Source organism: Branchiibius cervicis (genome assembly GCF_042661605.1).
GTDB classification, from domain to species: domain Bacteria; phylum Actinomycetota; class Actinomycetes; order Actinomycetales; family Dermatophilaceae; genus Branchiibius; species Branchiibius cervicis.
This window is the reverse complement of sequence record NZ_JBHSWJ010000002.1, coordinates 1,571,331-1,585,716: the sequence shown is the minus strand read 5'-3', so window position 1 is coordinate 1,585,716 and position 14,386 is coordinate 1,571,331. Positions and strand designations below refer to the sequence as shown.

General features: G+C 68.2%; 9 protein-coding genes and 2 pseudogenes. 7 read left to right on the top strand and 4 right to left on the bottom strand.

The window, feature by feature from the left end:
• Window positions 1–21: 21 nt before the first annotated feature.
• Entirely contained in the window at window positions 22–252 is a 231-nt protein-coding gene (locus ACFQBT_RS08390) for a hypothetical protein (RefSeq protein ID WP_377821896.1), read from the top strand.
• Between the two features lie 15 nt (window positions 253–267).
• Here ACFQBT_RS08390 and ACFQBT_RS08385 read toward each other — a convergent pair whose 3' ends face one another.
• The 3 genes and pseudogenes from ACFQBT_RS08385 to ACFQBT_RS08375 form a co-directional block, all read right to left on the bottom strand.
• Window positions 268–1,227, bottom strand: a complete 960-nt coding sequence (locus ACFQBT_RS08385) for an SDR family NAD(P)-dependent oxidoreductase (protein ID WP_377821894.1) — start codon at window positions 1,225–1,227, stop codon at window positions 268–270.
• A complete protein-coding gene (locus tag ACFQBT_RS08380) occupies window positions 1,227–1,697 on the bottom strand; it encodes a hypothetical protein (RefSeq protein WP_377821892.1) in 471 nt (156 codons plus the stop codon). Before ACFQBT_RS08380 ends, ACFQBT_RS08385 begins: the two co-directional genes overlap by 1 nt.
• Window positions 1,697–2,892, bottom strand: a pseudogene (locus ACFQBT_RS08375) (zinc-dependent alcohol dehydrogenase). The gene ACFQBT_RS08380 and the pseudogene ACFQBT_RS08375 overlap by 1 nt, the downstream one beginning before the upstream one ends.
• Window positions 2,893–3,013: 121 nt before the next feature.
• Here ACFQBT_RS08375 and ACFQBT_RS08370 point away from each other — a divergent pair.
• The 6 genes and pseudogenes from ACFQBT_RS08370 (at window position 3,014) to ACFQBT_RS08345 (ending at window position 12,276) form a co-directional block, all read left to right on the top strand.
• The gene (locus tag ACFQBT_RS08370; RefSeq protein WP_377821891.1) at window positions 3,014–4,432 is read left to right on the top strand and encodes a DNA polymerase IV; all 1,419 of its coding nucleotides are present in this window, start codon (window positions 3,014–3,016) and stop codon (window positions 4,430–4,432) included.
• A gap of 45 nt (window positions 4,433–4,477) precedes the next feature.
• Window positions 4,478–4,665, top strand: a pseudogene (locus ACFQBT_RS08365) (transglutaminase N-terminal domain-containing protein); the annotation flags it as partial.
• A gap of 9 nt (window positions 4,666–4,674) precedes the next feature.
• Complete coding sequence (locus ACFQBT_RS08360; protein ID WP_377825414.1) at window positions 4,675–7,881, top strand: transglutaminase family protein; 3,207 nt, start codon at window positions 4,675–4,677, stop codon at window positions 7,879–7,881.
• 12 nt (window positions 7,882–7,893) lie between these two features.
• Complete coding sequence (locus ACFQBT_RS08355; RefSeq protein ID WP_377821889.1) at window positions 7,894–10,431, top strand: circularly permuted type 2 ATP-grasp protein; 2,538 nt, start codon at window positions 7,894–7,896, stop codon at window positions 10,429–10,431.
• Window positions 10,431–11,357 carry a transglutaminase family protein gene (locus ACFQBT_RS08350; RefSeq protein WP_377821887.1) on the top strand — a complete coding sequence of 309 codons (927 nt, stop codon included), beginning with the start codon at window positions 10,431–10,433 and terminating at the stop codon, window positions 11,355–11,357. Before ACFQBT_RS08355 ends, ACFQBT_RS08350 begins: the two co-directional genes overlap by 1 nt.
• A 28-nt stretch (window positions 11,358–11,385) precedes the next feature.
• Entirely contained in the window at window positions 11,386–12,276 is an 891-nt protein-coding gene (locus ACFQBT_RS08345) for a serine hydrolase (RefSeq protein WP_377821885.1), read from the top strand.
• Between the two features lie 3 nt (window positions 12,277–12,279).
• Here the strand turns inward: ACFQBT_RS08345 and ACFQBT_RS08340 are convergent, their stop codons facing one another.
• Window positions 12,280–14,235, bottom strand: a complete 1,956-nt coding sequence (locus ACFQBT_RS08340; RefSeq protein WP_377821883.1) for a potassium transporter Kup — start codon at window positions 14,233–14,235, stop codon at window positions 12,280–12,282.
• Between the last annotated feature and the right edge of the window lie 151 nt (window positions 14,236–14,386).

The following is a 14,386-nucleotide window of genomic DNA, read 5'->3' as shown; positions in this document are numbered from 1 at the left end:
GCATCGTGCAACCGTCGAACCATGGATGACAACAACCCGGACAAGGAAATCCCCGCGGTGGACCGTCAAGACGGTGGTCCGGGATCGCACAGCGACGATCAATCCGGCGGAGCCGACAACGACGTCGCCAGCGGCGGTTCGAGTGAGGGCGCCAGCGGTGATCACGACCAGGACGATGAGATCAGTGCCTCCGGTGCGCAGGACGACGCCGGTCCAGCCGGTGACGAGGCTGACGTCGCCAGCGGCGGCTGAGGCCCGCACGCCCCGCTAGGCCACGGGCCGTTCGTTGTTCCGCCGCGCCGCCCGGTCACCCAGAACACTCAACCGCTGCACGAACCGCGCAGTGGCGGGCTGCAAGCCGGTCCGGGCAGCCTCGCCGGGCACGGTTCCGGTCGCTTGATCGCTCGGTGCGTCCGGCAACAGGCGCACCGCAAGGCCCATGGCCCGGGTCGTCAGTCCGGGGGCCATCCCGCGGACCCGGATGCCCAGCCAGGCCAGCGGCGTGAGTACGACGTTGGGTCGACCGGCCAGTACCCCGTCCACGATGCGCCGGGCGGCCCGACCCGCATCGATCGACAGCAAGGGCAGTGAGGCGGCCGGGGCGAACCAGGCGAACTCCGTCGCAGCGTCGCCGGCGAACTGCGCCCGGCCGTGGGAGCCGGTGCGCATCAGGCCGGGGATCACCGTCGTCGCCGTGATGCCGGTCCCGGCCAGTTCCGCCGCCAACCCGTCGGTGAAGCCGACGGCCGCGAATTTCGCTGTGGCGTAGGGCAACAGATGCGGTGGCGCCACCATCCCGCCGATGGACGTCACGACTCCGATGCGGCCCTTGCCGCGGCGGCGCAGGTGGGGAAGCACGGCCAGCGTTGCGACGACTGGCCCCATGCCCATGGTCTCCATTGCTTCATCGAACTGCGCCATACCCATCGACTCCGCCGGCCCGGCCTGGATCACTCCCGCAACGTAGATCATGGTGTCAATCCCACCGTAGGTCTCGTCTACGTCATCGATGAGTGTGGTCAGTGCCTCGCGATCCCGCGCGTCGCACACCCGGGGATGGACCTGAACGTCGCGTCTGCCCGAGGTGAGTTGCGCTGCGGCACGGTCTAGTTCCGCGGCGTCACGTGCAGTGATGACAACCTCGTAGCCATGACCCAGCAGCTCATCTGCGATCAGCAGGCCCAGGCCGCGGGACGCGCCGATGACCAGCGCCAGTGGTTTGCTCATCAGGAAATCACGCGTTCGTGCAGGTCCTTCACGGTGCGCTCCTGGGCCAGGGCGCGTTCGTGCAACGCCGTCAGCGCAGCCGTGTCGAGCTGATCGTGGCTGGCGGTGCACGACAGCAGCGTTTCCCACAGCGTTGCCTTCGCAGCGACCGCCGCCGACAGGGCTTCCAACTCCAGCACGTCAGCTCCCGGCGAGCGATGCCACAAGGACCCGTTCGGTTTGAACCGTCCGAGGAATTCTCCTGCGACTGCGGCGTATTCGGTGAGCGAGTCGCGGCGGACATCGAGTGCGGCCATGATCTCGGCCAGGCTGTCCCGATCCTGTTGCACCTCATCGGCCAACCGCGCCACGCAGTCGCGGACCTCGGGCACGCTGTGGCTGTCGGCGACCCGCCGGAACAGCCGCACCCCGGCGGTCGCGCCCGCATAGTGGTCGCGCAGGTAGAGCGGCAGCCAGTCGTCGGTCTGCATCAGGAGCCACCTCCGGGCCGCAGCACGACCTTCACACAACCGTCGGCCTTGCGCTGGAAGACGTCGTACATCTCGGCCGCTTCGTCCAACGGCGCGTGATGGGTCGCAAGGGATTCGACGCCGAAGACGTCGTTGGGTTCCTCGAGGATGGCCAGCAGTTCGTCAGTCCACCGGCGGACGTGGCATTGCCCCATCCGCAGGGTCACTCCCTTGTCGAAGATCGTCATCATCGGGAACGGGTCGGCCATCCCCCGTAGACGCCGCTGATCGACACGGTTCCGCCACGACGCACGGCCTCGAACGCAGTGTCCAGTGCCGCAAGCCGGTCGATCCCGAACTTCTCGGTCGCAGCCTGTGAGATCGGTTTGGGCAGACGCGCGGCCGCCCCGATGACCTTCTCCGCAATGGGATTACCGTGTGCCTCCATACCCACCGCTTCCAGCACCGAGTCCGGCCCGCGGCCGTCGGTGAGGTCCTTGAGGGCGGCTGCGACGTCACCCACGTCGTTGATGTCTACGACGTCGATGCCCTGCTCACGCGCCAGAGCGAGTCGCTCAGGCACGAGGTCGACTCCGATCACCCGGCTGACGCCCCGGTGCAGTGCGCTGCGCACGGCCAGTTGACCCACGGGTCCGAGACCGAGAACGGCCAGCGTCCCGTCCTGCGGCACGTCGGCGTAGACGACGCCCTGCCACGCCGTGGGCAGGATGTCGGACAGGTAGAGGAACCGTTCGTCCGGAGGGTCCTCGGGGAGCTTGACCGGGCCGAAGTCGGCGTGCGGCACACGCACCAATTCGGCCTGACCACCCGGCACGGCGCCGTACAGACTCGTGTAGCCGAACAGGCTCGCGCCCTTGTCCTGTTCACGGTTCTGGGTGGTCTCGCACTGTGCGAACAGTCCGCGATCGCACATGAAGCAGTGCCCGCAGGAGATGTTGAACGGCACCACGACACGGTCGCCCGGCGCCAGGTCCTGCACGGCCGAACCGACTTCTTCGACCACCCCCATGAATTCATGGCCCAGGATGTCGCCCTCGGTCAGATACGGAGCCAGCACTTTGTACAAGTGCAGATCCGAACCGCAGATCGCGGTGGAGGTGACCCGCACGATCGCGTCGGTGGGGTCTTGCACGGTCGGCTCGGGAACTTCGAGGACACGAACGTCCTGGATTCCCTGCCACGTCAACGCCTTCATCCGTCGAAACTACGGACGCGAGGGCGATGTGGGCACACCCCTACCGCAGGGCCACGGCCAAACGGTCCATCTCGTCAACTGGCCCAATTCGCCCGCGGCACGTGCTGGGGCTATGCCGCAGGTGAGAGACGATAAGGCCGTGCGTACGACGGCGAGCATCCTGCACCTGGATCTCGATGCCTTCTTCGCCGCCGTCGAGCAGCGTGACAAGCCCTCGCTGCGCGGCAAGCCCGTCGTGGTCGGCGGCATCGGCAACCGGGGCGTGGTGGCGACCGCGAGTTACGAGGCGCGGGCGTACGGCGCTCGCTCGGCCATGTCGACCTCAGAGGCCCGCCGCCGCTGCCCGCCCGGGACGGCCTTCCTCTTCCCGCGCGGCGAGGCCTACCGCCGCTCGAGCCGGGTGGTCATGGACCTCTTGCGGGAACTGTCCCCGGTCGTGGAGCAAGTCTCCGTCGACGAGGCGTACGTCGATCTGGCGGCGCAGGGGGATCAACACCTGAGCGTCGACCAGGTCCGCGCCCGCGTCGAAGAACTCCTGGACACCATCGAGAAGGGCACCGGCGGTCTGACCGCCAGTGCTGGGGTCGGCAGTTCCAAGATGATCGCCAAGATCGCATCGGACATGCACAAACCCAGGGGACTGGTGATCGTCGAGCCCGGGGACGAGGAGGACTTCCTGGCTCCGCTGCCGGTCCGCGCTCTGGGCGGTGTCGGACCCGCCACCGCGGATCGGCTGCGCACCTTCGGTGTGGAAGAGGTGTCCCAGCTACGCCGCATGACCGAGTCCGATCTGGTGAGCATCTTCGGAAATGCCCACGGCTCAGGACTTTTCGCCATCGCCCGCGCTCAGGACGACCGCGAGGTCGTCACGGAGCGCGAAGCCAAGAGCATCTCGGCCGAGGAAACCTTCGACGTCGACGTCGTCGATCGTGCGGTTCTCAGGGAGGAACTCGCCCGCCTCACCGACCGGGTGAGCGCACGATTGGCCGAGCACGGCGCATTCGCCCGCACCGTCACCATCAAAGTCCGCCACCACGACTTCAGCACGTTCACGCGCAGCATCACCGCCGGTCACCCCACCGACGACCCGGCGACCCTGCTGCGTCTAGCCATCGGGCTCCTCGACGCCCACGACGTCAGCGACGGTCTGCGACTGCTCGGCTTCGGCGTCTCCGGTTTCGTCGCCCATGCCCAGGCGGCACTGGACATGCAGTGGCCGGGAGAGGAAGACCTACCGACCGCTACTGCCACCGCCGAGGACGACATCGCCGTCGATCAGGTCGCCAACGCCTGGGGATCGGCACAGGCGCTGGTCAGCCGCCCCGCGGCGTACGCGATGAATCCGGGCGACCCGGTCTGGCGCCCCGGTCAGGACGTCACCCACGAGGAGTACGGCGACGGCTGGGTGTGGGGTAGCGGGCGCGGGGTTGTGACGGTCCGCTTCGAGGGCCCGCGGACCGGACCGGGCAAGGTCCGCACGTTCCGGGCGTCCGATGAGGCGCTGCGGCCGGCGGACCCGCCCGATTGGACTGGCGTGTAACACCACCGCAACACCCTCGCCGCATACCTCTGGCAAGGTAACCCTGTGACGATCCGGGTAGCCCTGCAACACCGCACGACGTACCGCTTCGACCATCCGGTGACGGTGCACCCCCACACCGTTCGCCTGCGTCCTGCGCCCCACAGCAGGACGCCGATCGATTCGTACTCGTTGACCATCGACCCCCGAACCACTTCATCAACTGGCAACAGGACGCGTTCGGCAACTACCTGGCGCGGTTGGTGTTCCCGGAGAAGGTGTCCACGCTGGACATCTGCGTGGACCTGGTCGCGGACATGACCGTCATCAACCCCTTCGACTTCTTCGTCGAGGAGTACGCCGAGAACTACCCCTTCGCCTACCCCGACGCTCTGAAGGCCGACCTGGAGCCCTACCTGCGCCCGGTTGACGAAAGCGGCGCCGGTCCGGGGCCGTTGGTGACGCAATGGGTTGCCGACAACGTCGTTGTCCCGCAGGACGGAATGCGAATCGTTGACTTCCTGGTCGACATCAACGCCAAGATCAACCGCGACGTCGACTACACGGTCCGTTTGGAGCCGGGCGTGCAAAGCCCGGACCACACCCTGGCGGCGCACCTGGGCTCGTGCCGCGACAGTGCCTGGCTGCTGGTCAGCGTGCTGCGGCAGCTGGGTCTGGCTGCGCGGTTCGTTTCCGGCTACCTGGTGCAGTTGACCTCCGACATCCAGGCCATCGACGGTCCGAGCGGGCCCGCGGAGGACTTCACCGACCTGCACGCCTGGGCCGAGGTCTACATCCCGGGCGCAGGCTGGATCGGACTGGACGCCACCTCAGGGCTGTTCGCTGGAGAGGGACACATCCCGCTGTCGGCGACCCCTCACCCCAGCAGCGCGGCCCCCATCTCCGGCGCGACCGATTTCGTCGGCGTCGATTTCGAGTTCAGCAATACCGTGCAGCGGGTCTTCGAGGATCCGCGGGTCACCAAGCCCTACTCCGATGACCAGTGGACCCGCATCCAGAATCTGGGCCACCACGTCGACACCCTGCTGCAGGAGGGTGACGTCCGCCTGACGATGGGCGGTGAGCCGACGTTCGTCTCGGTCGACGACACCTCCACTCCGGAATGGGAGACCGACGCCGACGGCCCGGACAAACGCGAACGCGCCGCCGACCTGGCCCGCCGGCTCAAAGCGCGGTGGGCACCCGAGGGCCTCAGCTTCCACGGCCAGGGCAAGTGGTACCCCGGAGAACCTTTGCCGCGCTGGCTGATCGGGCTGATCTGGCGCGCTGACGGCAAACCGCTGTGGCACGACCAGGAGCTGCTGGCCGACCCGTGGACCGAGTCGGATCTGAAGCCGGGCAGCGTCCAGGCCGCCCGGCAGGTGCGCGCCGTCGCGCTGGGTATCGCCGCCCGACTGGGCATCGACGCCAAACTCACCCGCGCGGCGTACGAGGATCCGCTGAACCAGTTGGCCGCCGAGGTGAGCCGGCCCGCAGGGGAACGACCGCAGGAGGACGCCGACCCAGAGGAGCAGGGCGACGAAAGGTCCCGCCGCAAGCTCGGCGCCGAGATCGACAAGGCCGCGGGTACGCCGGCCGGCTGGGTTATTCCCGTCTTCCCCGACCCCAAGGGCAAGGGCTGGGCGACTGCCCAGTGGCGGACCCGCCGACGCCGGTTGTTCCTGACCGCGGGCACCTCGCCGCTCGGTCTGCGCCTGCCGCTGGGTTCGATCGCGTGGAAGGAAGCGCCGTACGAACCGGACGCGTCCCCGTTCGCCGCCCGCGGCGACCTGCCGGCAACACGCCCCGTCCGCGGGGTGGCCAAGGTCAAGAAGGCCAAGGTCTACGACATCGAGAAGTCGCCCCGCACGGCACTGGCGGTGCAGGAACGCGATGGCCACGTGTTCGTCTTCCTGCCGCCGTTGACCGAGTTGGACGACGCCATCAAACTGCTCGCGGCCATCGAAGGTGCCGCCGCGGCGGCCGGGCAGCCCGTGGTGCTGGAGGGCTACGCCCCGCCCGGCGACCCGCGCACGAAGTCGCTGACCGTGACTCCTGACCCCGGCGTCATCGAGGTCAACGTGCAGCCGACCTCGACCTGGGATGAGCTGCAGGAGCTGACCACCACCCTGTTCGAGGACGCCCGGCACGCCCGTCTCACCACCGAGAAGTTCGACCTGGACGGATCGCACACCGGCACCGGCGGCGGCAATCACATCACCCTCGGTGGCGTCACCCCCAAGGATTCGCCCATGCTGCGCCGGCCGGACCTGCTGCGCAGCATGATCACCTTCTGGCAGCACCACCCGGCGCTGTCCTACGTCTTCTCCGGCAAGTTCATCGGCCCGACCAGCCAGTCCCCGCGTGTGGACGAAGGCCGTCACGAGACGCTCTACGAGCTCGAGATCGCGTTCGCCGAGATGGACCGGGTGCTGGCCGAAGGGGAGCCGCGGCCCTGGCTGGTCGACCGGCTGCTGCGCCACCTGTTGACCGACATCACCGGCAACACCCACCGCAGCGAGTTCTGCATCGACAAGCTCTACAGCCCCGACAGTGATCGCGGTCGCCTCGGCCTGTTGGAGATGCGTGGCTTCGAGATGCCGCCGCACGCCCAGATGTCGTTGGTGCAGGGATTGCTGGTCCGATCCCTGGTCGCGCGGTTCTGGAACGAGCCGTACACCGGCTCGCTGGTGCGCTGGGGCACCGCACTGCACGACCGGTACCTGCTGCCGGCGTTCGCCGCCGCCGACCTGCGCGACGTCGTCGGCGACCTCAACGACTTCCTTGGCGACAGCGGACCGTACTTCGACCAGACCTGGCTGGATCCGTTCCTGGAGTTCCGCTTCCCGCGCCTGGGAGAGGTCGACGTACTCGGGGTTCACCTGGAGTTGCGCACTGCCGTGGAGCCCTGGCATGTCCTGGGTGAGGAGGTCAGCCTGGGCGGCACCGCGCGGTACGTCGACTCCTCCGTCGAGCGCGTCCAGGTCGCCGCGACCGGGCTGGTCGAGGGCCGGCACGTGGTCACCTGCAACGGCATCCCGGTCCCGTTGCAGCCGATCGCCGGCTCCGGCTGGGGACTGGGTTCCCCCGGGACCGGTTCGGCGCCCGACACCTGGGTGGGCGGCGTGCGGTACCGCGCGTGGGCACCGCCCAGTGCGCTGCATCCGACTATCGGCGTGCATTCCCCGCTGGTGTTCGACCTGGTCGACCGCTGGAACGGCCGGTCCCTGGGCGGCTTCACCTACCACGTGAGCCACCCGGGCGGTCGAGCGTACGACGACTACCCGGTCAACGCCGCCGCCGCCGAGTCCCGCCGCAACAGCCGGTTCTCCCGGACCGGGCACACGCCGGGGCGGGTCGACACCAGTAGATGGCCGCAGTACGAGTCGCTGGTGCGGCACGGTGCGGGGGAGTACCCGGCCACGCTGGACCTGAGACGGTTTTCGCCGGGGACCCCGCCCACCTCGTAAGGTGGGCCGATCATGAGCCAACCCGCCGACGCTTCCTCCGGCGTCATCGACGCGTACGCCCAGCTGCTGCAAGAAAGTTCGGGCGGCGACGAGTTCGTCGCCGGCGCGACCCTGCGTGACGGCAACGAGGCGCTGGCTGAGCGGGTGGACGCCCTGGGCGTCAACGGTTTGCGGGCCCGACGAGCCACGGTCCGCCGGGCCATCGAGGACGACGGCATCACGTACGGCGGGGCGCCCGGCTCGGCACGCGCCGGCCGGTGGAGTCTGGATCCGCTGCCGACGATCCTGTCCGGCGGCGAATGGCAGCGGCTGGAAAAGGGTCTGGCCGAGCGCGCCCAATTGCTGGACGAGATTCTCAATGACCTCTACACCGACCAGCGGCTCATCTCAACGGGCGTCATCCCGGCCGAGGCGATCCTGGGCCACCGGGGTTTCATCCACCAAGCCGTGGGCACTCGCGTGCCCGGCTCGAACCAGCTGATCCTGCCCTCGATCGATCTGGGCCGGGATTCCGACGGCGAATGGACCGTCATCGGTGACCGCTCCCAGGCACCGTCGGGTGCCGGGTACGCCATGGCCGACCGGCGGATCATCGCCCGGGCGATGCCGGCGCTGTATCGCGATACCCCGATCGCCCGGTTGCGCGGCTTCTTCGACGATATGCGTTTCGCGCTGATGGACGTGTCACCGCATCACGACCGCTCGCCGCGGGTCGTGCTGCTCTCGCCCGGCCCGGACAGCGAGACCGCCTTCGACCAAGCCTTCCTGTCGGCCCTGCTCGGCTTTCCCCTGGTGCAGTCCGAGGATCTGTCCACCCGCGACGGCCGCATCTGGATGCGCACGACGACCGGCGAGTACGAGCGGGTCGATGTCATCCTGCGGCGGGTGGACGCCGGCTGGTCCGATCCCCTTGAGTTGCGCTCGGGCTCGCGGCTCGGCGTACCGGGCCTCATCGAGGCCAACCGGCGCGGCCACGTAGCGGTGGTCAACCCGGTGGGTGCCGGCATCCTGGAGAATCCAGCGCTGCTGGCCTACCTGCCCCAGTTGTCGCGTGCCGTCCTCGGCACCAGTCCCCGGCTGCCCGCCGCCCGCACCTGGTGGTGCGGGGACGCCCAGCACCGGCGGGAGGCATTGCCGCAGCTGGACAAGCTGGTCATCAAGGCGATCAGCCGCGACAGCGGTTTCGTCACCAGGTTCGGCTGGGAGCTCAGCCAGGACCAGCTGGCGGACATCCGCGCCCGGATCGAGGAGCAGCCCTGGGCCTGGGCGCTGCAGGACCCGGTGTCGCTGTCGACCGTGCCGGTCGTCACCAACGACGGTTTGATGCCGCGCCGGCTGGTGCTGCGCGCTTTCGGTGTCGCGCGGGACGGAAGCTACCGGTTCATGCCCGGTGGCCTGGGCCGCCTGTCCACCGACAGCAGCAGCCGGATGGTCAGCAACGCCCTCGGCGGCCAGGCCAAGGACATCTGGGTGCTGGCAGCCGACGAGACCGCCGGACCGGAACTGTTCACCCCCATCGGCGCCGCCACGGCCCAGTTGCCCGGGCTGGCCGCGGCCGAGGTCGCGGTCGCACCCCGCGTCGCCGACGACCTGTTCTGGCTGGGCCGCTACGCCGAGCGCGCCGAGGCCGCTACGCGCATGTCGATCGTCGCCGACGACCTGCTGGCCGACACCATGGGCCGCACCGGTTCGCTCGGTGCCGCCGCCACCCGGATCTTCCTCGATGCACTCAGCGCGGTGACGACGGTGCGCACCAGCGAAACGCAGGACGGGGTCAGCAACGACCAGGAGTTGTTGCGCACCGTGCTGGTCGGTCCGGGCACCGGATCGATCTCGTACGCCGTGCGTCACCTCATCCGCAGCTCGCTGGCCGTCCGTGAACTGCTGTCCAGTGACACCTGGCTGATCGTCAGCCGCCTGAGCCGGGTCATCGAACCGGGCGAGACGGGCGAGGACCAGCCGTTACAGCCGGTGCTCGCCCAGGTGCTCGAGTCGCTGATCGCGGTCGCCGGCCTGGGCGCTGAGAGCATGGTGCGCGATCAGGTCTGGGCCTACCTCGAGGCCGGTCGGCGGATCGAGCGCGCCCAGCACACCGTCACGATGTTGTCGCACACCCTGGCCGAGGAGCGGTCACCGGTCATCGAGGGCCAGGTCATCGAGGCCGTCCTGCGGGCCACGGACAGTGTCATCACCCACCGCCGGCGCCTGTCGGCCGGGCACAGCGACGGCGGACCGGTGCAGGGCGCGCTGGCGTTGCTGCTGTCGGACCGGACCAACCCGCGCTCGGTGCGTTACCAACTCGACCAGATGGTGGTCGCGATGTCCCACGCCCCGAACAAGGAACTCGACGAACGGATCGCCGCGGTGACCACCACCATCGCCACCATGGACCTGGAGGAACTGACCCGCGGCAAGCGAGCTGCGCTGCGTACCCGACTGGGGGAGTTGGCCGCCGAGTTGCACGAGTTGGCTGCCGAGGTCGAGCGGGTGCACTTCGTACGCCGTGCCAACCAGATGTCGCTCACCGGCGGCGGGTTGGTGATCAGCTGATGGCCGCCGACTGGGGTGATGTGCACGCCCGCCGAAGCTACGAGGTCCGGCACCGCACGACGTACAACTACGACGATTTCGTCACAACCTCGTTCGCCCGGTCCTGCTTGCGCCCGCGCACCACGTCCCACCAGCAAGTGGTGAGCAACCGCATCGAGGTGCTGCCGGGTGCCGACGTGCTCACCGAGCACGTCGACTACTTCGGCAACTACAGCCACTACATCGAGATCCGCACCCGGCACACCCAGCTGCAGGTCGCCAAGACCTCGGTCGTCGACGTGAGTTGGCCACGGGTCGACGTCGACCAGGTCAACCAATGGACCGTTGCCCAGGCCGCTTTGCAGTTGCGCGATCCCTCGACGTTCCCGCCGGCCGAGCACGCGTCGTACACGCTGCCGTCGGATCTGGTGGTGCTGTCCCCGGAGGTGCACGAGTACGCCGGGCAGATCCTGCCGCCCGACCGGCCGCTGGGTGATGCCCTGGTGGATCTCTACGAGACCATCTACCGCGACTTCACCTACCAGAAGGGTGCGACCTCGGTGACCACGACGCTGGCCGAGGTGCTGGCCGAACGCGCCGGCGTGTGCCAGGACTTCGCGCATCTGGCCGCGGGCTGTCTGCGTGCGGTCGGCCTGCCCGGGCGGTACGTGAGCGGTTACATCGAGACCCGTCCCCCTGAAGGTAAGCCGAAGCTCGAGGGTTCTGATGCGACCCACGCGTGGACGTCGACCCGGCTTCCCGACGGCCGCTGGGTGGATCTGGATCCCACCAACAACCACTTCGCCGATTCCCGCTACATCGTGACCGCCTGGGGCCGGGACTTCCGGGATGTCTCGCCGCTCAAGGGCGTGATCTTTACCGAGTCGAAGAAGAGCACGTTGAAGGTGGCGGTGGATGTCATCCCGCTGGAGCGCCTCCCTGTCTGAGACAGCACGGAGCGCTACGATCCCGAGCGTGCCCGCTCAACCGTCGCGCCGTTCGGTGCTGACCGTTGCGTTGGCCGTGCCGGCCTTGGCCGCCTGCGCGAACGCCGAGGGCCGCCCGCCGCTGGGCCGCAGCGAAGGCGGCCAGGCAGCGTTGGCGTCCCGGAGCTCGACGACGACGACGACCAAGCCCGCCGTCCCGACCATCACGCGGGCGGCACTGACCGCCGTGGCCGGCAAATACCTGGCTACCCGTACGGCGACCCTGGGCTTCTCCTTGCACGATCACCGCACCGGGGTCCGGCTGGACTACCGGCCCCAGGCGAATGAAACCGCCAGCAGTATCAAGGTGCTGGTGCTGGCAACGACCCTGCGGATCGCCGCGGAGAACAAGCGGTCGCTGACCGCCACGCAGAAGGCGTTGGCGACACAGATGATCGAGTACAGCGACAACAACGCCACCACCAGGCTCTTCCGCGCGGCGGGTTACAAGAACGTGCAGCGGGTGGCCGGACTGTTCGGACTGACCGGCACCACCATCAACCCGGCCTGGGGAATCTCCACCACCACCCCGGCCGACTGGGTGAAGCTGATGGATCACATTGTGATGGGCAGCACTGTGCTGTCGGTAGCCGACCGCGCGTACATCCGCTCGCTGATGAGCCAGGTCACCAAGACCCAGCGCTGGGGAGTGGCGAACCCTCCGGTCACCGCCGCGACGGTGGCGTTGACCAAGAACGGTTGGCTGCCCTACAAGGGCGTGTGGCGGGTCAACTCGATGGGCTACCTGGAGGGGCAGGGTCGCAAGTACACCCTGGCCATGCTCAGCAAGTCACCCAAAGGCTTCGACTACGGCGTACAGACGCTCAACGGGCTGTCCACGACGATCTTCGCCGCGCTGGGCAAGCAATTGGTGGCCTAGGTACTACACCAGGACGTTGGTGCCCATGATGATCGTGCGGGCGGGCGGCAGGCGGTAGTACTCGGTCGGGTCGGCCGCATTGTGGGCCATCGAGGTGAAGAGGCGCTTGCGCCACCTGCTCATGTTCGGCAGTTCGGTGCGCGACAAGGTGATCCGGGACAGGAAGTACAACGCGGCGTCCGGGTCGATGGGAAGGCCCAGTTGCGTCGCCCCGGCCAGGGAGTGCGGCACGTCCTGCACGTCCTGGAAGCCGTAGGTCACGGTGACGTGGTGGATGTGGTGCGACGGGTGCCCGATGGTGGCCACCGTGACCCGCTCCTCCTCGGGGACATAGGGCACGTTCGCCGAGATGGCCGACAGGATGACCACCGACTCGTGCAGCACCTTGTTGAAGGTCACGTTCTCCCGTAGCGCCAGCGGCGTCGTCTGGTCGTCGGGGTGCAGGAACACCGCTGTGCCCGGTACCCGCGTCAGATCCTGTTGTTGGAGCTCGGTCACGAACGGCACCAGCTTGCCTTCGAGTTTCTGGCGGCGCTCGGTGACCAACGTGCGGCCGCGCTGCCAGGTCATCATCACCAGCACCACGACGGCCGCGATGAGCAACGGCAGCCAGCCGCCGTGCGCCACCTTGGTCAGGTTGGCCACGAAGAAGGTCAACTCCAACCAACCGAACAGCGAGCCCACCAGGATCAGCTTCCAGCGCGGCCAGTGCCAGGCGGCCTGGGCGTGGATCAGGAAGAGCACCGTGGTGATCAGGAAGGTGCCGGTCACGGCCAGTCCGTAGGCGGTCGCGAGCTTTGAAGAGTGTTGGAAGATCAGCAACAGCGTGATGACGCCGGCGAAGAGCACCCAGTTGACCGCGGGCAGGTAGATCTGGCCGCCCTCTTTGTGCGACGTGTGCCGGACGGTGAGGCGGGGCAGGTAGCCCAACCGGATGGCCTGGTTGGTCACCGAGTAGGACCCCGAGATCACCGCCTGTGAGGCGATCACCGTCGCGAGGGTGGCCAGGATGACCAACGCCAGCTGCGCCCAACCCGGAGCGAGCCGGAAGAACGGGTTGCTCAGCGCATCGGGTTCCTCGCGGATCAGCGCCGCCTGGCCGAGGTAGTTCAGGGTGAGCGCGGGGAAGACCAGGAGGAACCAGGCCCGGCGGATCGGCGATCGACCGAAGTGGCCCATATCGGCGTACAGCGCCTCGGCACCGGTGATGGACAACACGATCGCGCCCATCGCGATGAACGCGATACCCGGGTGATCGACGATGAAGAGCACGGCGTAGGACGGGGACAGGGCCCGCAGGATCTCCGGGTCCCGGACGATCTGGCGAAGGCCGAGCAGGGCCAGCACCGTGAACCACACGACCATGACCGGTCCGAAGACGCGGCCCACCAACTCCGTGCCGAAGCGTTGGACCAGGAAGAGGGCCACGATGATGGTGACACCGATGGGCAGCACCAGGTGCGCGAGGCTGGGCGCCGGGACCTCCAGGCCCTCGATCGCTGACATGACCGAGATGGCCGGCGTGATGACACTGTCGCCGTAGAACAGGGATGCGCCGAGGACGCCGAGCACCATCACCACGGCCCACCGCCGACCACCCGGTCGCACGTGTTTGCGGGCCAGGGCCGCCAGGGCCATGACGCCGCCCTCGCCGTCGTTGTCCGCGCGCAGGATCAGCGTCACGTACTTCACCGAGACAATCAGGGTGATGGCCCAGAAGATCAGGGAGACAACGCCGTACACATCGGCGTCGTTGTTCTTGACGATGCCCTTGTCGAGGGTGAAGACGGTCTGGAATGCGTACAGCGGGCTGGTTCCGATGTCACCGAACACCACACCCAACGCGCCGAGCATCAGGGCTGCGGCTCCGGCGCGATGCACCGGACGTGCGTCGCGCGAGCGTCCTGCGGGGGACGGGGAGGAATCTTTGGCCACTTCGACCCTTCGGGAACTGCTCATGACGAGTTTTCGTGCGCTGGCTGGCCGACTCTATCCCTGTTTTGGTGCTGCGAACTCCATGCCTGCTCCTGCAGGCGTGCGCTTGCCGATGGGAACTCGGGACCCGGACCGCTCGACATCAGGCGCGTGCCGGACGGCCGATCCCTCCGGG